The 21498-nt window shown below is 61.1% G+C and carries 14 protein-coding genes; 8 read left to right on the top strand and 6 right to left on the bottom strand.

The window, feature by feature from the left end; genetic code table 11:
- Position 1 precedes the first annotated feature (1 nt).
- From ACO9S2_RS01740 to ACO9S2_RS01725, 4 genes are all read left to right on the top strand, one after another.
- Positions 2-1390 (top strand): sigma-54-dependent transcriptional regulator, encoded by a 1389-nt coding sequence (locus ACO9S2_RS01740; protein ID WP_423720065.1) that lies wholly within the window; start codon positions 2-4, stop codon positions 1388-1390.
- Between the two features lie 95 nt (positions 1391-1485).
- On the top strand, positions 1486-3516 hold the full coding sequence (locus ACO9S2_RS01735; protein WP_423720063.1) for a sensor histidine kinase: 2031 nt from the start codon (positions 1486-1488) through the stop codon (positions 3514-3516).
- Positions 3495-4910: a sigma-54-dependent transcriptional regulator gene (locus ACO9S2_RS01730; protein WP_423720062.1), complete on the top strand. Its 1416-nt coding sequence runs from the start codon at positions 3495-3497 to the stop codon at positions 4908-4910. Before ACO9S2_RS01735 ends, ACO9S2_RS01730 begins: the two co-directional genes overlap by 22 nt.
- 242 nt (positions 4911-5152) lie before the next feature.
- Positions 5153-6346, top strand: coding sequence for a sigma-54-dependent transcriptional regulator (locus ACO9S2_RS01725; RefSeq protein ID WP_423720060.1), 1194 nt, complete (start codon positions 5153-5155; stop codon positions 6344-6346).
- Positions 6347-6396: 50 nt separating this feature from the next.
- Here ACO9S2_RS01725 and ACO9S2_RS01720 read toward each other — a convergent pair whose 3' ends face one another.
- Together ACO9S2_RS01720 and ACO9S2_RS01715 are read right to left on the bottom strand one after the other, a co-directional pair.
- A complete protein-coding gene (locus ACO9S2_RS01720; protein WP_423720059.1) occupies positions 6397-7029 on the bottom strand; it encodes a hypothetical protein in 633 nt (210 codons plus the stop codon).
- Positions 7030-7037: 8 nt separating this feature from the next.
- Positions 7038-8030, bottom strand: coding sequence for a formylglycine-generating enzyme family protein (locus ACO9S2_RS01715; protein ID WP_423720058.1), 993 nt, complete (start codon positions 8028-8030; stop codon positions 7038-7040).
- A 462-nt stretch (positions 8031-8492) separates the two neighbouring features.
- On the opposite strand from ACO9S2_RS01715, the gene ACO9S2_RS01710 reads away from it, so the two are divergent.
- The 4 genes from ACO9S2_RS01710 (at position 8493) to ACO9S2_RS01695 (ending at position 15091) form a co-directional block, all read left to right on the top strand.
- Entirely contained in the window at positions 8493-13220 is a 4728-nt protein-coding gene (locus ACO9S2_RS01710; protein WP_423720057.1) for a multicopper oxidase domain-containing protein, read from the top strand.
- Positions 13221-13350: 130 nt separating this feature from the next.
- Positions 13351-14124: a carboxypeptidase regulatory-like domain-containing protein gene (locus ACO9S2_RS01705; RefSeq protein WP_423720056.1), complete on the top strand. Its 774-nt coding sequence runs from the start codon at positions 13351-13353 to the stop codon at positions 14122-14124.
- A 3-nt stretch (positions 14125-14127) separates the two neighbouring features.
- Positions 14128-14634 (top strand): hypothetical protein, encoded by a 507-nt coding sequence (locus ACO9S2_RS01700; protein ID WP_423720055.1) that lies wholly within the window; start codon positions 14128-14130, stop codon positions 14632-14634.
- A gap of 1 nt (position 14635) precedes the next feature.
- The gene (locus ACO9S2_RS01695) at positions 14636-15091 is read left to right on the top strand and encodes a hypothetical protein (RefSeq protein WP_423720053.1); all 456 of its coding nucleotides are present in this window, start codon (positions 14636-14638) and stop codon (positions 15089-15091) included.
- A 69-nt stretch (positions 15092-15160) separates the two neighbouring features.
- Here ACO9S2_RS01695 and ACO9S2_RS01690 read toward each other — a convergent pair whose 3' ends face one another.
- The 4 genes from ACO9S2_RS01690 to ACO9S2_RS01675 form a co-directional block, all read right to left on the bottom strand.
- Positions 15161-18283, bottom strand: coding sequence for an efflux RND transporter permease subunit (locus tag ACO9S2_RS01690; RefSeq protein ID WP_423720051.1), 3123 nt, complete (start codon positions 18281-18283; stop codon positions 15161-15163).
- A gap of 7 nt (positions 18284-18290) precedes the next feature.
- Positions 18291-19463 carry an efflux RND transporter periplasmic adaptor subunit gene (locus ACO9S2_RS01685; RefSeq protein ID WP_423720049.1) on the bottom strand — a complete coding sequence of 391 codons (1173 nt, stop codon included), beginning with the start codon at positions 19461-19463 and terminating at the stop codon, positions 18291-18293.
- A 40-nt stretch (positions 19464-19503) separates the two neighbouring features.
- Positions 19504-20763 carry a TolC family protein gene (locus ACO9S2_RS01680; protein WP_423720048.1) on the bottom strand — a complete coding sequence of 420 codons (1260 nt, stop codon included), beginning with the start codon at positions 20761-20763 and terminating at the stop codon, positions 19504-19506.
- A 107-nt stretch (positions 20764-20870) separates the two neighbouring features.
- The gene (locus tag ACO9S2_RS01675; RefSeq protein WP_423720047.1) at positions 20871-21347 is read right to left on the bottom strand and encodes a hypothetical protein; all 477 of its coding nucleotides are present in this window, start codon (positions 21345-21347) and stop codon (positions 20871-20873) included.
- Positions 21348-21498: the final 151 nt, after the last annotated feature.

Raw genomic sequence — 21498 nt, 5'->3', positions numbered from 1 at the left:
GATGCGCGCAGTCATTTTTGTGACCGACGATGAACAGGCCATTCGTTCCGCGATCGTCAAGCGGCTGACCCGGCAGGGGCATCGCGTCGCGGGGTATGAATCAGGCGAAGCGCTGCTCGACGCGCTGCAACATGACCTGCCCGATTTGGTGCTGCTCGATCTGAAAATGCCCGGCTTGAACGGGCTCGACACGTTGAAACAGGTGCGGCAGCTGGCTCCGTCCGCCACGGTGATCATGTTGACGGCCTACGGGACCGTGCAGGACGCCGTGGAGGCGATGAAGCTGGGAGCGTACGATTTTCTGATCAAGTCGGTGGATCTGGAGGGCATTGATCCGGTCGTGGCGCGGGTGCTGGATGTTGTGACCCTCCGCCGTCGTCTGGAGTCGGAACTGGGCCGGCAGGAGAGCCAGTACCAGTTGAGCAATCTGGAAGCCCATAGCCATGTCATGAAGCAGTTGCTCGAACAGGTGCGCGAGGTAGCCGAGAATCCCAAGTCGTCGGTCATGCTGCTTGGCGAAACGGGAACGGGCAAGGAGTTTTTCGCGCGCGTCATTCATCACAACGGTCCGCGTGCGTCGGGGCCGTTCATCGGCGTGAACTGCACCGCGATTCCCAAGGAGCTGTTCGAAAGCGAATTGTTCGGGTTTGAGCGAGGCGCCTTTACCGGCGCCAATCAACGGAAACTGGGCCTGCTTGAAAAGGCGGAAGGCGGCACGCTGTTTCTGGACGAAATCGGGGACCTCGATCAGTCAATGCAGGCCAAGCTCCTGCGCGTGATTCAGGAGCGTTCCTTCAGGCGCCTCGGCGGGACCGACGATCTCGGGGTCGACTTCCGTCTCATTACGGCGACCAATCGGGATCTCAAGAAAGAGGTTGGGCGCGGAGCCTTCCGCGAGGATCTCTATTTCCGACTCAATGTCGTGGCCTTCGAACTCCCTCCGCTGCGGAGGCGCACGGAAGATATCCTGCCCCTGTCCCGGCGTGCCCTTGTCCGGTTCGCGCAAGAGTTCGGCAAGCCGGTGCCGGATCTGGATCCCGATGCATGCCGGATGCTCGAGCGCTATGCTTATCCGGGCAATATCCGCGAACTGCAGAACATCCTCGAACGCGCCATGATCTTCTGCCAGGGACGGACGCTGACGCCCAATTGTCTGCCGGGTGAGCTACAGGAGAGTGTGGCGAAGGTCGCGGTGGCAGCGGGAACGGGAAGCGACGCGGTGGTGAGAGTCGAGATGAAGTTGGGACAACAGACGCTCATCGATGTCGAGCGGGCCTTGATCGATGAGGTGTTGCGTCTGGCGGACTATAACAAAAGCCTGGCGGCCAAGCATCTCGGCCTAACGCGGTTTGCCCTCGATCGCAGGCTCAAAAAGGCCGACGACGAGTAGCGCATTCCTTCCAGTCTCGTCCTGGTCCGCTTTCGTCGGGCTAGAGTTTTTTCCAGCCTGTTGCGTACAATGACGCTCGGTGTGAGAAGCGAGCGATGAAAATCAGAACCATACGCGGACGCATTGTGTTGGCCATCGTGCTGGTGGGCTGTATCCCGCTGCTGATTGGCCTTGTCCTGGCCTATGTGTCGGGCATGCGTTCGCTGCGCGATGTGATCGGAGGCAATCTCCAGGCCGTGGCGGTGCAGGCAGCGGATCGCGTCACGATGCTGGTGCAGAGTGAAGTCCAGGGTGTGCGGCTGCTTGGTTCGGCGCCGCTGCGTGTGCGCCAGCCGGTTGAAGTGGCCAACCAGTCTTATCCCATGGATCCGAATACGGCACAGGCGCTCATTGCGGAGCGGGTGCAGGCCTGGGAGAAAGGCGGAGATGGCGTCAGGCGGTTGTTGAATGCCGAACTATCGCATTTTCTGCTGGAAACCAAGGTGCGTGACGGCGACAAGGTGGTCGGGCTGTTGATTGCCGACCGGCATGGGGCTCTTGTCGCGGCAAGTTCCGAACCCGATCATTATTCCTTTGGCAATGAGCCCTGGTGGACGGCCATTCATGCGGGAGGCGTCGATCAGGTCTATGTCAGCGGACTGATCCCGGCACAAGAGGGGTCGTTCAGGACACCGGAGGAAACCATCGACATTGCCGTTCCGATACTCGATGACCGGCAGCACACCATCATCGGGGCGGTCAAAGCCTCGTACCGGTTCGATACGCTCTTCGCGATGATCAATCAAATCCGGATCGGACAGACCGGCCATGCGATGCTGTTCGATGCGGCGGGCAATCCGTTGGTCTGTCCCATCCTGCCCCGGCAGGCACATCGTATTCCCGGTCAATTGATGACGATGATTGTGTCTTCGCAGCCCGGATGGGGTATTGCGGAGAACGACGGGCATGGGGCCACGGATACTGTCGTGGGCTTTGCGCCGGTCCCCGGCCTCGCACTACCCGACAACTCCTGGCATATCTTCGTCCGGCAACAGCCGGGAGAGAGTTACGCGCCGATCCGGGATCAAGTCCGGAATCTGGCGGCCATCGGCCTGGTCATGCTGGGATTGCTGTGGGCGATGGGCCGCTACGTCGCGTCGAGAATCGCGCAGCCGATTCAGATTCTGCAAACCGGTGTGGAGGCCATCAGTCAAGGCACCTTTGACCGGCCCCTGGATATTCAAACCGGCGACGAGTTCGAAGAGTTGGCCGCCGCCGTCCATCGCATGGCCGACCGGCTGAAGGAGTCGCGTGCGGAGCTTGAAGCCTTGAATGCCGATCTGGCCCGGCGCGTCGAGGAGAAAACCGCCGAAGTGACGGAGCACCTCAAACAGTTGCAGTTCGCCGAGCGTCTGGCCACGCTGGGCAAGGTGGCCAGCGGGATTGCGCATGAAATCAATAATCCGCTGGGCATCATCCTGAACCGGATCGAGTGTATGGAGGTTGAGGCGGCGCAGCTGCAGGTCTCGGAGGAGCAGCAGCGGGACTTGCTCGCGATCCGCACCCAGGCCGATCGCATCTCCCGGGTCACGAAGAGCATGCTGGCGTTGTCCCGAGGGGCGGCCACCGTGCTGAAGCCCATGGATCTGAATTGCGTCCTCCGGGCCTGTATCGAGGCCACGCAAGACCGGGCTGCGGCCAAGGGGGTGCGGATCGAATCGGTGTTGTCACCGGGAGTGCCGCCGATTATGGGCGATCGTGACCGGATGGAAACGGTCATGTTGAATTTGATCAACAATGCGCTCGATGCGGCTCAAGAAGGAACGCCGCCCGGCATCGTGACCGTGCAGTCCGAAGGCTGTCCCGGCAAAGAAGGGGATTGGGTCGTGGTCCGGATCAGGGATACCGGCCCCGGCATTCCTCCAGAGATGTTGGGGCGCATCTTCGATCCGTTCTTTACCACGAAGGATGAGGGGCAGGGCACCGGTTTGGGCTTATTCCTCAGTTACGGGATCGTGGCCGATCATCGCGGACGTCTTGAGATCGAAAGCGGCCGGCGCGGGGCCGTGGCGTCCGTCTTTCTTCCCTCGCTTGTCTCAGTAGCGGAATCGCATCAGGAGGCCGGATGGGAGCAGGCAAGATACTGATTGTTGACGATGAAGTGGATGCGCTGGACAATTGCCGCCGCATCTTGAGCCGATTGGGGTATGACTGTCTGACGGAACACGATCCCCTTCACGCTGTGCAACGGATACGGCAGGAGCGTCCCGATCTGGTCTTGACGGATCTGCGTATGCCCGGCCTCGACGGGATCGGCGTCTTGGTCGAGGCGAAGCGGGTGGATCCCAAGATCAATGTCGTCTTGCTGACCGCCTATGCGACCGTTCAGACGGCCGTCGCCTCCATGCAACATGGAGCGCTGGATTACGTGCTGAAGCCCTACACCAGTAAGGATCTGGAGGACGTCGCCAAGCGGGCGTTTGAACAAGCGGGTCAGACGAGCCACGGCGCCCCCTCCTGGGCCGGTCTCGATGGACCGGCGGTGCGTTCCGACAGCGGCAGGAAGACTGCCATCGAGCTCATTCTTGGGAGGAGCCAGGCCATCCATGACGTGAAGGGGCTTATCAGAAAAGTCGCACGGACAGATGCGAACATTTTGATCTACGGCGAAAGCGGAACCGGCAAGGAGTTGGTGGCCCGCGCCATTCATGATGAAAGTGAACGGGCCGGCCAGCCGTTTATGCCGCTCGATTGTGTCGCCATGCCCGATTCGCTGCTGGAGTCCGAGTTGTTCGGACACGAGAAGGGTGCCTTCACCGGTGCGCATGCGGCCAAGGCCGGGCTGTTTGAAGTGGCCCATCGCGGCACGGTCTTCCTGGACGAAGTCAGCGGGATGAGCCAGACGCTGCAGTCGCGGCTCCTGCGGGTGCTGCAGGAACGGCATGTCCGCCGGGTGGGAGGCACGCGCTACGCTGATATTGATGTCCGGGTGATTGCGGCCTCCAATCGTGAATTGGAGGAGGCCTGCCGAAAAGGCGAGTTTCGGGAGGACTTGTACTATCGCCTCAACGTGATTCCCATCGTGCTGCCGCCGCTTCGGGACCGTGAGGGGGATGTGCAGGTGTTGGCGCAGGAATTTCTGACACGGTTCAAGGGGCGGAGAAGCGCCGGGGCCGATGCCGTCCCCTCGTTCGAGCCTGCCGCCTTGGCCTGTTTGAAGGCGCATGCGTGGCCCGGCAATGTCCGGGAGCTACAGAATGTGATCGAACGGGTGGCGGCTCTGGCCGATGGCCCCATGATCCGGGTCGAACATCTCCCCGAGCGGATTCGTGCGGCCCGAGCGGATGAATCCAACGCCGAGGAATCGGCCTCCTACAAGCAGGCCAAGCAGGAAGTCGTCCGCTCGTTTGAGCGGAATTTTCTGCTGGAGTTACTGAAACGCCATGGTTGGCACATGAGCAATGCGGCGCAAGAAGCCGGCGTGGACCGGAAGACGATCGAGCGCATGGTCAAGCGTCACGGTCTTCGCGGACCGAGTTAGCGGGAACCCCGCTCAGGTTCTTACGGTTGAAAAGTTTCGGGCGTGGTTGTACTGCATGGGGCGCCACAGTCCCGTCTTCCCCGTCAGCCCTCAAAAAACCTCCTTCTTTTCTGCGGCATCGCAATTGCTTCACATTGCCGGCTTGAACGGGCCCTGAGGCTATCGTGGCTTTGCGCGGTGAACGAGCATCCCTACGCGGCGGGGTCTGCCTGTGGCGAATGAGAGGAGCGGGGGGGGGGAAGATGGTAACGGATAAAATCTTAATTGTGGACGATGAGCCTGACGCGATTGAGAATTGCCGCAGAATGTTGCGTCGGCACCGATACGAGTGTGTCGGCGAAGCCGATTCGCACCGGGCTCTCGCGGCCATTCAGCGCGAACGCCCCCAGGTGCTGCTCACCGATCTCCGGATGCCGGGCCTTGACGGTATCGAATTGTTGAAGGCCGCCAAACGCATCGATCCCGGCATTAGGGTCGTGCTGGTGACTGCGTATGCGTCCATTCAAACCGCGGTGGCATCGATGCGGCACGGCGCGTTCGATTATCTCGCCAAGCCGTTTACGGGGCAAGAGCTTCGAACCGTGGTTCAGCGCGCCCTGGGGGAGTCCACCGGTGATTCGAGAGAGGGGGAAGAGTCTGCGATCCCTCCGACCAAGGGCCTCGCCCTGCTCGTCCGCAGCTCATACGAAGGGGGCCTGATCGGGCACAGCGCGGCCACTCAGGCGGTGCGGGAGGTGATCGAGCGGGTGAGAGGTACGGAAGCCGCGGTTCTGATTTCCGGTGAAATCGGGACAGGCAAAGAATATGTAGCGCGCATGATCCATGCGGGAAGTGCACGGCGGTCGAAGCCGTTCGTGCCGGTGGACTGCCTGGGCTGCGACGAGGCGGCGATGGATATACAGTTGTTCGGCACCGAGCCGTCTGCCGGCTCGCAGCCTAGCCTGCTGGAATCGGTGCAGGGCGGGACGCTGTTCCTGAGGGAGGTCAACGCCCTCAGCCCACGGTTGCAGGCGAAAATCGCGCGGACGATGAAAGAACGGCGCGGCAGACGGGCCGGGGGAACGCAGTCTTTCGATGTCGATGTGCGCATGCTGGCCGGCTCGACCCAGGATGTGCAGCGCCTCTGCGCAAGAGGCGAGTTCCGCGAAGATTTATACTCCTCTCTCAGCGTCGTTCCGCTGGCGCTTCGGCCGCTGCGCGAGCGTGTCGAGGATATCGACGCCCTGGCGGAATGGTTTCTTGCAGCCTTCCTCGCCCGTACCTACGGCCTACCGCCTGTTCGTCCGGATATCATGCCCCGGACATACAGGCGTCTTCGCCGCTATGCCTGGCCCGGTAATGTCCGTGAACTCCGGCAGGTCGTCGAGCTGGCGGCGATGCTTGCGGAAAGAGCTCCCATCGATCTCATCCACCTGCCGGACCGGCTGCGGGCGTGATCACGCCCTGGATTCATGGCAGACCGACGGGATCTCGCCGCTGGCTCAGGTTATGAGCGCGGCGCGCCTCCTGGGGAGTCGGGCTTCGGCGCCAGAGGGCTGACCGCGTTCTGGTCTCGTCCCGGCTGATACATCTCCAGCATTTTCGTGATTGTCGGCAGCAGGTCTGCCTGTGCCGCAACCGGCACCTTGATGCGCACCCCGCGTCCTTCATTGCGTCCCAAAGAAAACAGGTGGACTTCCAGCATCGCGGTCTGGTGCTCATCCTGGTAGGTGAAGGCCAGGCGCTTGGCGGGAAACCCGGCCAGCGTCGTGTCCTGCTCCTTCTGCCAGGTCAGCGTGACCTTCTGTTTCTCGAAGAGGTCGGTGATGATCCGCCGATGGGCGGTGGCAAATTCGCCGAGCGTTTGCCGTTTGTCTTGGCTTGATCCCTCCAGGAGATTCATATGGCCGGAGAAGGCGACCAGGCTCTGGTCGATCGGCGGCTGGAATGTGATGCCGATCCCGCCCGGCAGCGGGTTGCCCAATTTCCACGTCGCGGGATAGCGGACGGAAAAGCCGAAGCGGGCGTTGGTGTAGCCTTTCCAGACGGGGTGTTCTTGGCCAGATGGGGCGGAGGAGATGGCAGGGAGTGTCGTGCCAAAACTGAGCCCGATGACAAGCAGCGCACAGATCCAATGCATAGCGGTCCTCATGGTGTCGGAAGAGCGGAGGAAGTGACGGAGCGCGCGCAGCGAAAGCCGATGGTCGAGGCGCGCCGGTCCGGCGGTGCGCCGCTTCTGGTGGCCGTTCGCAGGAGCGCGGGCGTGCTCTTCCAGGATCCTCCCCGCACGACTTTGTAACGGCCGGTGGCCGGCCCGGGCGGATTCCGCCCCGGCATGGTCATGTAATAGTCGATGCCGAACCAATCGGCGACCCACTCGGCGGCATTGCCAGCCATATGGTGCAGGCCGTAGGGACTGCGTCCCTCTTTTCCGCCGGTCACGGGCGCGACGAGGGGAATCTCGTGTGCGTGAGATTGCCCGAAGATGGCAAGTGCGGGCGTGGGAGGCCGCTGTCCCCACGGGAACAAATTGGCCCGTTCTCCTCGCGCGGCTTTTTCCCATTCAGCTTCAGTCGGGAGCCGCTTCCCCTGCGCGCGGCAAAAATCCAACGCCTCCGCCCACGTCACATAGAGCGCCGGCCAGCGGGCCACGGTGTCCGGACGCAGCGCATGGACAGTTGTGACATGTTCAATCAGCGTCCGTATCTCGACAGGGATCGGTCGTTGCTGCTGTGTCAGCCACCGCAAGTACTCGCTCAGGCTCACCTCGTCCCGATCAATCTCATAACGATCGAGCCAGATACGGCGCTGGGGCTGCTCCGTGTCGTCGTATTGGAGTGTCAGGCTGAACGAATCGTGGCCGGTACGGACGGTCCCCATGAGGAAGAGGCCTTCTGCCACGGGCAGCATCGGTCCGCTCTCGGCGAATGCGGCGATGGCCTCATCAGGACTCTGCGCAGCGGTCGCCACCGCCGTGGCAGCGCACAGCTCGGAGGCGTTGAGGAGTAATGCGCCGAGCAATCCGCCGATGACGCGTCGATAGTCAGCAGGTCGGCGTATGTCTTCGGTGGCGCGGCGGCTGGGCTGCATGGCGATCGCATTCCGGAAAAAGATGGCGCCACTATAATGCGATGCCGTCATCAGCACAAGCTCATCGAGAAGTCCGGCGGGGATTGTGAACAGCGCGGACCCGGCGATTAGGCGTTAGGGGCGTGAGCGCCCCATTCTGCCTGCCTTCGTAGTCACTCGATACTGCTCCAACATCAAGCAGTTATGCGCTGATGATTGTTCTGATGGGACAGCGCTGCCCCATTGGTGGCTCCACCGGGTTCTTTGAATCTTCCCGATTTCCCACGAAAACAGAAAAACGTTCCTGATTGAGCGCAGGGAACACAATTTGCTCTGACTTGCGCAACGTATAGATGTGCACTCGATGGTTCGTGTGAGTTGAAGACTGGTCTGGTGGAGGAGCGGGAAAGGAAGGACCGGCCTCCTGACGATCCCTCCGATGAAAGTTGGCCTTCACCGGACCTAAACATATGTAGTGGGCGCAGTGTTGGTGTGCGTGAACCATGTGCGGACAGTAAGGAGGAGGCCGAACGTATGGGTTCTTCAAGCAAGTGGGTTCGAGCAGGTGTGCTAGGCCTGACGACCTGCCTCGGATTAGCCGGGGCGGTGGCGGCCGGGGCGGCGGTGTCCCATGACAGGCATGCCGCGGGGGATGGGGCGGCGGTGCATCAGCCGGCTGGTCCCGTGCTGCAAGACAAGATGTCGAAGGCGATCGAGCAGATCGAGCGCGAGGTGCAAACCAAAGGTCCGTTCCGGGGGGCGAGCGCCCATGCCATGCAGCAGGGCGTGTTGCTGGTCGCGGACGATCCGGACAAGGTGCAGGTCTCGCAGGGTGCGCGCTGTCCGGCGCAGGCACCGGTGCGCGCCTACGATGTCACGGCGATGAACGTGGAAATCACTGTCAACCGGTTCGGTGATTTTTATCCCGGCTTCATGTATGCGTTGACCGAAAACGTGGCCGGGGTGCGCGAAGAGGAAGCGAAGAACAAGGCCGCCCGGGACAGCGAAGATCCGACGTTTGCCGGCGGCGCCATTTCGAACGGGTTGCAGGGTGATTTGATTCAGCCGCTGGTCATTCGCGCGAACCAGGGCGACTGCCTGCGGATCACGCTGCGGAATCAAATCGAGAACGAACCGACGAACATGATCATCAACGGCTCCCAGATGCTCGTGGCGAGCACGGGCAAGCCGGCGACCGCCAACAATCCCGACGCCCTGGTGGCGTCCGGAAAGTCCGGCGAGTATGAATGGTATATCCCCATCGATACGCAGGAAGGCGGTCACGCTTTTCATAGCCATGCGACGAGAGATCAGTACTCGCTCGGCTTGCTGGGTTCTCTCGTGGTCGAGCCGCGCGGGTCCCGGTTCCTGAGCCCGTTTACGGGCGAAGAGATGAAGAGCGGCTGGGAAGCCATGATCGATCTGGCGAACGGCTCGGACTTCCGCGAATTTGTCATTTTTTATCATGAGGCGGGAGACGAGACATTCCGGTTGTTAGACCGGAAGGGCGACATGCTGCCGCAGCGCGATGCCCACACCGACACCTATCGGCCGGCGGCGCGCCTGCTCAACTATCGCAGCGAACCGCACGGCGAACGGTTGGAAATACAGGCGCATCTGGTCGGGTTCGCCGATGAATCGCAGGGCTATGGGTCCTATACGTTCGGCGACCCGGCGACCACGATTCCTCGCTCCTATCTCGGCGATCCGGCCAAGTTCCGCATGGTCGGCGGATCCGAGATTGTGCACTCGCACCATCTGCACGGCGGCTCGATCCGCTGGGCCAGACAGCCCGGCACGAGCAAGCTGGATCCGACGCTCTCCAAGAGCGGTCCGGTGAAGTTCCCGCCGATCAGCGATACCTCGGATCGGCTGGACGTGCAATCGATCGGTCCGTCCGAGATCTACGATGAAGTCATCGAAGGCGGCTCGGGCGGATTGCAGGCCTTGGCCGGTGAGTTCGTGTTCCACTGCCACATTCCGCAGCACTATGTGACGGGCATGTGGGGGTTCTGGCGCGTGTACAACACGCTGCAATCGCCTGGCTTCCAGACCGATGTGATGAAGCCGCTGGTCGAACTACCGGATCGCAAGGGGAAGATCAAGCTTGCGGTCTCGTCGGACAAGCTGGTCGGCACCACGGTCGATTGGTACGGCGGGAAGAAGTATGAGATCACCAAGGACAAAACGGATTGGAAGGCCAATCCGGTGAAGGTGTCGATCAAGGACTGGGTCGAGTACATGCTGCCTCCGCAAGGCTTGCCCGGCAAGACCGAGGATCAAGTCAAGCAGGCCCAGGCGCACGATGCAACCGTCGTGAACTGGAAGTGGGACGGCGTGCGCGCGCTCAACGAGCCGGAGACACCCCACAAGTGGGCGGACTACGTGTCGCCGACGCCGAATGAACGGCCGGCGATCACCTTCGACCCGCAGACGGGCAAGCTGGCATTCCCCTGGCTGCGTCCGCATCTCGGGAAGCGGCCTCCGTTTGCGCCCAATCATGGCGGCGCGCCCTGGTTGGAGCCGTTCCGGGTCCGGGAAGATGGCACGAGAGGCACAGAGCCGCCCGTGCCTGGAGCCCAGGGGCCCTGGAGCCTCTGTCCCGAGAATGCTCCACGCAAGTACTTTACGATCCATTCGATCACATTGCCGATTACCCTCAAGCCGGCGACGGCGAAAACCGCCGCGATTGTGGATCCGATCGGCATGATCTATGTGTTGCACGAAGAGGAAGACGAAGTCCGCAAGAATCCCAAGAAGCAGGTGCCGCTGGTGATTCGCGGCAATGTGCATGATTGCGTCGATGTGATCTTCAAAAACGAAATCCCGGACGATGCGCGGACGGGATGGGCGAACAAGATCAATCTCCACCCGCACTTCTTCCAATTCGATACGAGCGCGTCGGACGGTCCGACGATCGGATTCTCGTACGATATGTCGCTGCGGGCCTTCACCATGCTGGAAGATCCGCAACCGGACAAGGGCATGCCGTTGCCGGGGAACACGGTGCTGACGGTGGACTCGAAAGCGGGTGCGCGCAGCATCACGGTGAAGAATCCGTCCAAGTTCCACGTGAATACGGAACTCGGTGTGGGCATGGACGATCCGAAGTATTTCGAAGTCGCGCGGATCAAGGACATCAAGGGCAATACCATCACCTTCGATGCGCCCTTGAAATACGCGCACAAGAAGAACGATATCGCGAGCGTGGAGTTCATCCGCGAACGCTGGTACGTGGATGCGGACCTGGGCACGGTCTACTGGCACGATCACGTGTTCGGGACCGATACCTGGGGGCACGGGCTGTTCTCGGCGTTCATCACCGAGCCGCCGCGCTCGACCTATCACGATCCGGTCACTGGAAAAGAAATCCGCAGCGGTCCCATCGCGGATATTCACACGCTGGAGCCGGTCTCGGCCCATATCCGCGGCAGCTTCCGTGAAGTCATGATGCACATCATGGACAGCAATGCGCGGTCGGCGGAGTTGATCATGACCGACAATCCGCAGGCGAGAATGGGCGCGGTCACGGTCGACGGACCGCCGTCGCATCAGTTCCCGGAGCGGATCAACAAGTCGGCGATGACGTTCCTGAACGGCGGCGAGGCGACGACGGGAAGCGGCTACAGCATGCGCGTGGAACCGTTGAGCGTACGCCTGGCCAATAATCCGGATCCTTCGCAGTTGTTCGTGTCCGGTATCCACGGCGATCCGGGCACCCCGTTGTTGCGGTCCTATCTCGGTGACCCGATTCTTGTTCGGGCGCTGGTCGGATCCGCCAACGAAGTGCATACCTGGCATGTCACGGGCCACTGGTTCCCGATGGAACGGTACGGCACCATGGCCATGCCCCGGAGCACGGTGCACCTGGTGATCGGCGAGCGGTACGATCCGGCGATTCCTGCCGCCGGCGGACCGCAGCAGATGGCCGGCGACTATCTCTACTATAGCGGCCGTGCCTCGCATTTCGCGGAAGGCAGCTGGGGCATCTTCCGGGTCTTCGATGAGCTGCAGGGGGACCTGAAGCCCTTGCCCGGCCGCGAGCAGATTCAGAAGTCTGCGCCGTCGGTCTGTCCGGCGGATGCGCCTGTGAAGTCCTTTAACGTGTCGGCGATCGACCAGAACATCCGGTACCACGAGGGTGCGCCGGGTGTGATGGAAGTCGATCTCGAACGGAAGATGGTCTTCGGGAACGAGCAGGGCAAGATGTATGTGCTCGACGAGGATCGTGGACGGGTCAAGGCCGGCGAGTTGCGGCCGAGCCCGCTGACGCTGCACGTGAACGTCGGGGATTGCATCAAGATCAACCTGAAGAACGAGATGGCCAAGGAACGGGCCGGATTCCACGTCGATATGATGGCGTTCGATCCGAAGGATTCGTTCGGCGCCAATGTCGGCAACAACCCAGGCGATCAGACGGTCGCACCGGGCCAGAGCAAAACCTACACGTACTACGCGCATCCGCAGTACGGGGAACTGGCCGCCCTCATTCAAGACTGGGGGAACGTGGTGGAGAATCCACGGAACGGCCTGTTTGGTTCGATCATTGTCGGCCCGAAGGGGTCGCACTACCGCGATCCGGTGACGGGCGGTGATATCACGATGAAGAGCAGCTGGCGCGCCGACGTGCTCGTGGATCGCACGATCCCCGGGAACGAAAATCGGAAGAACTACCGCGATTTCTCCTTGATGTTCCAGGATGAGGATAACATCGTGGGTGTCAGCTTCATGCCCTACATTCAGCAGGTGGCCGGTATTACGGCGGTGAACTACCGGTCGGAGCCGACTGCCTGGCGGATGGAAAAGGGTTGTGACATCTCCGAGGTCTTCAGCTGCGTGAAGGCCGGGAACGAGCCGTCTACGCCGCTATTGCAGGCGCATGTCGGCGATCCGGTGGCGATTCACGTGCTCGGTGCGTTCAGCGAGCAGGTGCAGTTGTTCACCGTGGACGGCCACGAGTGGCCGCACGAGCCGTACATGCAGGGTGCCGACCAGGTCAGCACCATGGAGTTCGGCGGATCCGAAATCATCAACGCCTATCTCACCGGAGGCGCCGGAGGTCCAAATAAGATCGTCGGCGATTACTTGTGGAAGAACCAGCGTCCGGCGTTCGCCAATGCCGGGCAGTGGGGCCTCTTCAAGGTCCTTCCGGTCGAGGATCCACGGATTCTCCCGTTGACGCCGCAAGTTCCCTCAACGAAGACGGCGGATCAGGAGAACGGCGGTGGGAGTCCTTCGCGGACTTCGATGATCGGACAGTAAGCGTGAACGTGGCGGCATCCTTGCTTAACAAGCGGGGATGCCGCCGATAGAGGTGCCAGGCCGGTCAGAATCACTCAGGCCATGGGGGAGCCGTCAGGCTCCCCCATCTATCTTTTGAAGGGTGGTGAATATGACAAAACGTGCGCGACGCGTCGTGAGCTGCTGTTATGCCCTGATGCTGAGTACCTCGATCATGGGCGCGATCCCCGCCGGAGCCTACGAAGAAACGACGGTGTCCAATGGCGGCACGGTCACTGGAACCGTGCAATTTACCGGGGATCTGCCTCTGCCCCAGCGTTTCGAATTGCGCCGGTACTACGATCGGGCCTATTGCGGGGCGCTTTCCGACGGGTCCGGCTATCGGCTGCTGCGTGAGGTGTCGGTCGGCGACCATCAAGGGCTCAAAGACGTGATTGTCACAGTTGAGGGAGTTGAGAAGGGCAAGCCATTCGACTTTCAAGAGACCACGCTTGAAGCGAATATGTGTCAGTTCGTCCCGTTCGTCTCAGTCGTGCGGAATGGACGTCCGCTTCGGGTGACCAATCTGGATTCGGTTTCGCACGACTTGCAGTTCTACGAACGAGATCGGGAATATATTTTCATCATGTTTCACCGCCCTGCCCTGACCAAGGCCGGGACCAGTGATGTGGTCAGGTTTACCGGCAACCGGAGAGGTGTGACCATGCAATGCGGGATGCATCCCTATATGCAGGGCCACGGGCTGGCGGTAGAGAATCCTTATTATGCTATTACCGGACTGGAAGGGACGTTCTCCATCAAGGATCTCCCGGCAGGGACCTATCGCATCAAGGCCTGGCATCCGATTCTCGGAGAGCGTGCGCAAGAGATCACGGTGGCGGAAAACGGGAGTGCGTCGGTGGGATTCACCTTTGAGGCAAGATAGACCATGAAGCTGCATCGAGCTGTGCGTAGTATCACAATGGCGCTCTCTCTCAGCGCGATGGGAGCGTTGACGGCTTTTGCCGATGCAACCCCGGCGCCTCCGGTGAGCCGTGTCGAGGTGGTACTCGCCAATCAATTCAGAACTCAGGTGGCGGAGCTGACCGAGGAGTTCGCGCAGGCGGGACTGACCAATGTGCATTTTCAGTTTGCGCGGATGGGGCAGCCTCCGCAGAACATCGGTCTCGGTCGCGAGGTGCCGGCGGACAAGGCGCGGGAAGTCATCCGGCTGGCGCTCAAGTACAATCTCGGCATAGGTATTCTCTTGCCGGAACGCCTCTTTCCCCCGCGCTTTGTGACGATCGCCTCGTCGAATTACGACGATACGGTGGAATACCCCATCAACGGGTCGGCGCTCGAGCAACTCCGGAATCCCGAGCTCACCACGGAAGCGTTCCATCGCCTCTATCATGAATTGACCACGACGCCGAGGGAATGGAAGGGACGGTATTAACATGATGCAGGTGCTGTTGCGTGTCAGAGTCGGGGGATTGATCATCTCGGCCCTGCTCTTCGGGATGGGTGCGTCGGTGGGGCTGCTCCCAGTCTGGGGGGGAGCGGCAGCCATGGCGTTGGAGCCATCCAAGCTGCAAGCGGATGCCGACGGGTTGATGAAGAATGTCGAAGAGATGATGGCGCATGGGGGGATGGGCGACGCGAAGGCCATCGTCCATCATTGCGGGGAAGCGGCACGTCATGCCGAGACGCTCATGACGCAACTCACGGAGTCAGATCCTCGTGCACAGGATGCGCGCACGTCGTTGGACGAGGTGGTCCGGCAGTGCCGCCGGGTGTCCGAGCGCGGGGTGCATGCCGATCCTGGTTCGCTGCTCAATCCCGCCATCAAAGCCCGCGCGGCTGCGCGGGACTCTGTCAAAGCGCTTGGATTGAACCGAGTCAACAGAAGCTAGGCGAGGCGCTGATTATTTGTGAGGCCTGGGGCTACGGGTACATCGACAGCGCTACAGCCAAGAATAGAATTATACGGTGGCTTCCTCTGACGCTATTGTTTCGTCATGGGAGTCAGGCGCTGTTCTGCCATACTGCGCAAATCTGCGATAGACGGCAGGGATGACCAGTAGCGTGAGGGTGGTGGAGGTGAGCAGCCCTCCGATCACCACTGTGGCCAGCGGCCGCTGCACTTCTGCGCCCATGCTGGTGGCGAGCGCCATCGGCACAAATCCCAGGCTGGCGACCAGCGCCGTCATCAGCACCGGCCGCAGCCGATCCATCGCGCCTTCGGTGACGGCCTGGTCTGTCGAGCGCCCCTCTGCTTCCAGTTGCCTGATATGACTCACGAGTACCACGCCGTTCAGCACGGCGATGCCGAAGAGCGCAATGAAGCCGATGACGGCGGATATGCTCAGCGGTAATCCACGAGCCCAGAGAGCGAGAATGCCGCCCGATAAGGCGAGCGGGACATTCAAGAAGATCAGGAGCGCCGGGCGAATCGCGCCGAAAATGACGGTTAAGACCCCCAGGATAAGCAGCAGTGTGATCGGGACTACGATGGCCAACCGTTGCGATGCCTCCTTGAGGTGCTCGAATTGTCCGCCCCAGGTCAGTTCGTAGCCGGAAGGAAGCGTAACCGCTTGCGCCACGGCACGCTGAGCGTCGGTCATGAAACTGCCCAGATCGCGGCCTCGAATATTGCACTCCACCACAATCCTGCGCTGGACGTGCTCGCGGCTCACCTGAGCCGGTCCTGAATCCACCCGGATTGTTGTGACACGCGACAGGGGGACGAGTTCTCCATGCATCGTCGGGATGAGCAGATTGCCTAAGGTGGCCGGATCGCGTGATGCGCTCTCCGCTAAGCGAACCACTAGTTCGAACCGTCGAGGGCCTTGCACGACTGTTCCAACCACCGCGCCCACCCGTGTCGTCCGGACGAGGGTCAGCACCTCGTCAGCCGTGAGCCCGTATCGGGCGATCTCCTCACGGTTCACGATGATGCGAAGGAGCGGCAGGCCGGCTATCTGCTCGACTTTCACATCCGCTGCACCCTGTACCTGTTCCAATGTTCGGGCAACGATGTCGGCTTGCTGTTTGAGCAGGTCCAGGTCCGGACCGAAGATCTTCACGGCGAGATCCGACCGGACACCGGCGATCAATTCGTTGAACCGCATCTCGATCGGCTGGGTAAAGCTCAGACCGACGCCTGGAACCGTGCCGGTGATGGCCTCTCTCATGGCGGCGATCAACGAATCACGGTCGTGAGCCGTGGTCCATTCCCGTTGCGGTTTTAGGATGACGAACACGTCGGACATGTCCACCCCCATGACATCGGTGGCGACTTCGGGGCTGCCGGTTCTGGTGACCACTTGTGTGACTTCGGGGAAGCGGCGGAGCACTCGCTCGATCTCGAGCGCGGTTGCCACGGACTCGCTCAGCGAGACGCTCGGCAGCCGCCAGACTTGTACGGCGAGATCACCTTCGTCCAGCCGGGGCACAAACTCGACACCCAGCCTGGTTCCGAGGCCGAGACTGAGGAGGAACAGTCCCACCGCGATCGTGACCGGCCAGACCGGTCGTGCCAGTGCCCAGCGAAGGCAGGGGGCATAGAGGCCGCGCATGATCCGAATCAAACGCGTCTCCTCATGGACTGCACTGGCCCGTGCAAACCAGAAGGAGAGGAGCGGTGTGACGGTGACGGCAAGCAGCAGCGATCCGGCGAGGGCCATGATGACCGTGGACGCCATCGGGCGGAACATTTTCCCTTCGATGCCGGTGAGCGTGAGGATGGGCACATACACCAGAATGATAATACCCACGGCAAACGTCATGGGGCGCAAGACTTCGCGTCCGGCCGCCAATACCACCGCCAAGCGGTCCTCCCGATTCTGGTTTTTGGCTTTTGCCAACCGTCGCAGGATGTTGTCCACCATGACGACCGAGCCATCGACCAATAAGCCGAAGTCGATGGCGCCCAGGCTCATGAGATTGCCGGAGAGTCCTGCCTGCATCATGCCGGTGAAGGCGATGAGCATGGAGAGCGGAATGGCTGATGCGACGATGAGACCCGCCCGCAGATCGCCAAGAAAGAGAAAGAGGACGGCGATGACCAGCAAGCCGCCTTCCAGAAGATTATTCCGCACGGTTCCGATCACCTTGGACACAAAGAGCGTGCGATCGTAGTAGGGCTCGATCACGACGCCAGGGGGCAACGTCTTCTGGATCTCCTGCACCCGCACCTTCACCTGCGTGACAACGCGCTGGGCATTCTCGCCGGCGAGCATCTGGACCATGCCGATCACGGTCTCGCCGTCCCCCATGGCCGTGGCGGCGCCGATGCGGAGCGCCGAGGCCTCTTTGACCTCCGCCACATCGGCAATGTAGATCGGGACGCCGCCCGATCCATGGGCAACCACGATACGAGCCAGATCGCTCACCTGGGTTACCAGCGCTTCCCCTCGAATCAAGAGTTGTTCGCGCTGGTGTTCGATGTAGCCTCCTCCGGCGAGCGCATTGTTGCGTTCTAACGCGTCGAAGATCTGCTTGAGCGATAATTTCAAAGAGAGCAGCTTCGTTGGGTCCACGATGACGTGAAATTGCTGCGGCTCGCCTCCCCAGATATTGACCTCCACCACTCCGGGGACCGCCCGCAGTTTCATGCCGATGTCCCATTCCAGCAGGGTGCGCAAGGCCATGGGACTATAGCCAGGTCCTTTGAGCGTAAACTGATAGACTTCTCCCAGCCCGGTCGTCAGCGGCCCCATGATAGGACGGCCATACTCGGTGGGAATCCGTTCCACTGCGCGGGCTAACCGTTCAGCCACGAGTTGTCGGGCCCGGTAGATGTCGGTACTGTCCTCGAAAATGGCGGTCACCGCCGAGAGGCCGTATCGCGACACGGAGCGCAGTTCCCGCAAGGCGGGCAATCCGTTCAATGAGGCTTCGATGGGGAACGTCACGAACTGCTCGATCTCAACCGGTCCCAGGGACGGGGCGCGGGTGAGGATTTGTACCTGCACGGGCGTCAGGTCCGGGACGGCATCGATCGTGAGGTGCGCAAAGGACCAGAGGCCCGCCGCGATGACCATGATGATGGCCACGAGGGTAAAGAATCGATACCGCAGTGAAAGGGTCAGCAAGCGGTCCATCAGGGCCTCATTCACCGGTTCCGATATGTTCTTTCAGCTGCACGTTTTTTAGATCGAAGACGCCTTCGGTCACAACGCGATCGTTTTCTTTCAATCCATTCCGGATCTCGACCCAGCCTTCGCCTTCTCGACCGAAATCGACCGGCACAAAGGTATAGGAAGATTCCCGTTCAATGAATGCTCCTCGGACTTGTCCCACGGTGGTGACGGCTGACACCGGGATTGCAAGTACCGGTGATCCTGGCAGCGTGAGGGTCACATCCACATATTCCCGTGGCTTCAGTTGTCCTTGAGCGTTCGTGACCTCAAAGCGGACATGAATGGTTCGGGTGGTTTCGTCGGCCATGGGCGCGATGTAGGTGAGCGGCGCGGTTACCGCCTCGGCTCCTTTGGGTGTGATCGTCCCCTGGTCTCCTTCTTTGAATTTTCGCGCCTGCTCGATCGGCAGATTGGCGAAGACCCACACACGGCTGGTATCGACGACTTCGAACAATTCCTCTCCCGGTGCCACCCCTTGTCCGCGCACAGCATTCTGTGCCACCACGGTGCCGACGATGGGGGAGGTCAGCGTATAATGATGGCCTTCCTCATGCCCGCCGCGTTCGAGCCCGGCGAGCTCCGCCTTCGACAGCCCCATAGCCAGCAGTTTCTCACGCACGTGCTGGTAGCGTGCCTTCGTTTCCAGGTATCGGCCCTTGTCTTCAATAAGCTTTCGCTCGGGCACGATGTCGTCCGTGCGCAGTTTTTCAGTCCGTCGGAAGCTGTTTTCGGCTACATCGGCCTGCGCTTTCCCGACAAGGTATTCTTCCACCAATTGATCGAGCTGCAAGCTGCCGATGGCCGCGAGCGGTTGACCGGGCCTGACGCGATCGCCCAATTGCACGTGAATGTGTTCAATTTGTCCTGCGATGCGCGAGGTGATTTTGGCCACCAACTTCAGATCCAACGCCACTTCTCCGGGAGCCGTGACGAGCTCAGGAATCGAATGCTGCGTGACCGGTTCCGTTCGCAGGCGATCCCGGACCACCTGTGGAGGCTGGATCGAACGAGGGCCGGTCTGGTCCGGCTGGCGTGCTGCCGCGGGAGGATGTGCGGGTGGTTCTGTGCCACGGTCGCCGCAGCCTGCAAGCAGCAGCATGGCTGCAATGATCATCCCGGTTGGCATAGTTCTTCGTATCATTGGCATGCTCCTGTCTTACTCGCTGCCAACCGTCGTGCGCTCATAACGGTGCACCAAGGGATCGTTCCAGCCGGACTAAGGCGATCGAGAGATCCGCGCGTACTTGGGCATATTCCAGCAGCGTCTGTCGATAGACGCGCTGGGCATCCAGCACGTCCAGCAGGCTTGCCGCGCCTTGTCGAAAACTGGTGCGCGCGACGGTCAAGGTCTGTTCGGCTTGTTTTAATAAGCCGGTCTCGAAGACCTGAAGTTGGTCCTGCGCGGTTCGAACCTCTTGCGCATGTTGTGTGATGGCCTGTTCCAACTCGTTTTTGGCCCGCAGCCGCTCAGCATCCGCCCGATACTTCGCGCCCAGGGCCGTCTCGATCTCACCTTGCCGCCGATACCAGAGAGGAAGCGGCACACTCAGGCCGGCGGTCAGCGATTCATCGCCCGCCTCCCGGTGATAGTTGCCTTGCACGCTGATGTTGGGCACACGGGATTCCCGCTCAAGTCGCACGGTATGCTCAGCCTGTTCCGCGAGCTTGGCCACACGTCTGAGGGCGGGATGTTGCTCAAAAGCCTGGGCAGTCAGCCGTTCTACATCCAACCCTTGCCGGGGAGGCAGGAAGTCTCCTTGGATCGAGAACTGTTTGCCGAGTGACCCGGCGGTGAGCGTATTCAGCCGGGTCTTGGCCACCAAGAGGGCATTGTATGCACGGGCGACTTCCTTCTGGGCCTTCTGCACCTCGACGCCGGCTTTCATTGTATCGAAGGAGGTGGCTTCGCCGGCTGCGACTCGGGCTTTTACCGTGCGCAACACCTCTTCGACCATCGCCACGTTTTGTATGGCGAGTTCGGCGTCGCGTTGGGCAAACAGCACTGAGTAAAATGCCACTTTGACATCGGCGAGGAGAGCCAGGCGGGTGGCTTCCAGCGCGGCACTCGCCTCGGCGACTCCTGCATTGGCCGCTTCCTGACGCGCCTGCCGTTTTCCCGGCCATTCAAGCGGCTGTTCGACAGAGATTGTCCGTTCGGTGATGCGCACACCGGTGCTCGGGTCCCGAATGGCGCCGGGGCCGGCACTGCCCGAGATAGACGGATTTGGATAGGCGCCCGCCGTAATCCGTTGACCATGACTTTGCTTCACCAGCCCTTCTGCGCCAGCCAGTGTCGGGCTGTGCTCCACAGCCAGCGCCAGGATGTCGGTCAAAGAGTAGGTGGGTGTCGCGGACTCGCCAGCCCATGCGGTCACGCCGCTTGGACTGGGCTCCACCATGCAGCACAGGATGAAGACCAATGAGAATATCCGAGGACTCATCAGGAGCCTCCTCTGCTTCGCCAGGATGTTCGAGTGCCGGCAAGATGACGATCTGCCTTCACGGACATACCTGCGACTATGTCACGATAGGTTATGAACAGTGAACGCTAGACGAGCAGGGATGGCGGCGCGCGCGACGGGATGTTGCGAGTGAGGAGGGGGAGCGAATGAGAAAACGTCAGGTCCTGGATCACTGAGCGGATCGCGGTCAACGCCAGGTGAGCGGGAGGCTCAATAAGGAACACAGAGGTGACAAGCGGCTTGGGGAGGTTTCGATCGGTCGAATCGCTGACGAAGGAAAATCCGAGTTCGGTATAGTCCGAAGCATGATGCCCGGAGACGATGACCTGACTTGCAGGCCGCTGGTGGACGGCAACGGTCGTGTCCTGGTAATTGCCGAATTCACCCTCCAGGTCGGGGGAGAAGACTGTATGCACGGTCCCGCCATGGACATGGCCCGCGTCACCGTGGTGATGGTCCGCTTCCGGATGTACGTGGAACAAGGGAACGGCTAGGAGCCAGATGATGATCCAGGCTCGCAGCATGATGTGCGACCACGACTGTTGGTTGGGCAACCTTCCCACGCAGGCACTCCTTTGATGGCTAAAACCTAACACACGCCATTGCAGGCAGCAAGGAACGGCCGCTTCGCGCGGGGAGGACGGAGGGGAAAAACGCGATGTCGTCTGTCCAGGGTTCAGCCGGTCAGAGAGCGAGTCGTTTGCAGAAGGAGTG

The sequence above is a fragment of the Nitrospira sp. NS4 genome, assembly GCF_049546785.1.
Lineage (GTDB): Bacteria > Nitrospirota > Nitrospiria > Nitrospirales > Nitrospiraceae > Nitrospira_D.
The sequence above is the reverse complement of the archived record's forward strand: the minus strand, read 5'-3'. Positions and strand labels throughout refer to the sequence as shown.

What these genes read in the sequence shown, in the direction of transcription:
- ACO9S2_RS01735 (WP_423720063.1), top strand. Translation starts at nt 1,486, where the DNA reads ATGAAAATCAGAACCATACGCGGACGCATTGTGTTGGCCATCGTGCTG.
- ACO9S2_RS01715 (WP_423720058.1), bottom strand. Translation starts at nt 8,030, where the DNA reads ATGACGGCATCGCATTATAGTGGCGCCATCTTTTTCCGGAATGCGATC.
- ACO9S2_RS01680 (WP_423720048.1), bottom strand. Translation starts at nt 20,763, where the DNA reads ATGAGTCCTCGGATATTCTCATTGGTCTTCATCCTGTGCTGCATGGTG.
- ACO9S2_RS01685 (WP_423720049.1), bottom strand. Translation starts at nt 19,463, where the DNA reads ATGATACGAAGAACTATGCCAACCGGGATGATCATTGCAGCCATGCTG.
- ACO9S2_RS01695 (WP_423720053.1), top strand. Translation starts at nt 14,636, where the DNA reads ATGATGCAGGTGCTGTTGCGTGTCAGAGTCGGGGGATTGATCATCTCG.
- ACO9S2_RS01730 (WP_423720062.1), top strand. Translation starts at nt 3,495, where the DNA reads ATGGGAGCAGGCAAGATACTGATTGTTGACGATGAAGTGGATGCGCTG.
- ACO9S2_RS01725 (WP_423720060.1), top strand. Translation starts at nt 5,153, where the DNA reads ATGGTAACGGATAAAATCTTAATTGTGGACGATGAGCCTGACGCGATT.
- ACO9S2_RS01720 (WP_423720059.1), bottom strand. Translation starts at nt 7,029, where the DNA reads ATGCATTGGATCTGTGCGCTGCTTGTCATCGGGCTCAGTTTTGGCACG.
- ACO9S2_RS01705 (WP_423720056.1), top strand. Translation starts at nt 13,351, where the DNA reads ATGACAAAACGTGCGCGACGCGTCGTGAGCTGCTGTTATGCCCTGATG.
- ACO9S2_RS01700 (WP_423720055.1), top strand. Translation starts at nt 14,128, where the DNA reads ATGAAGCTGCATCGAGCTGTGCGTAGTATCACAATGGCGCTCTCTCTC.
- ACO9S2_RS01740 (WP_423720065.1), top strand. Translation starts at nt 2, where the DNA reads ATGCGCGCAGTCATTTTTGTGACCGACGATGAACAGGCCATTCGTTCC.
- ACO9S2_RS01690 (WP_423720051.1), bottom strand. Translation starts at nt 18,283, where the DNA reads ATGGACCGCTTGCTGACCCTTTCACTGCGGTATCGATTCTTTACCCTC.
- ACO9S2_RS01710 (WP_423720057.1), top strand. Translation starts at nt 8,493, where the DNA reads ATGGGTTCTTCAAGCAAGTGGGTTCGAGCAGGTGTGCTAGGCCTGACG.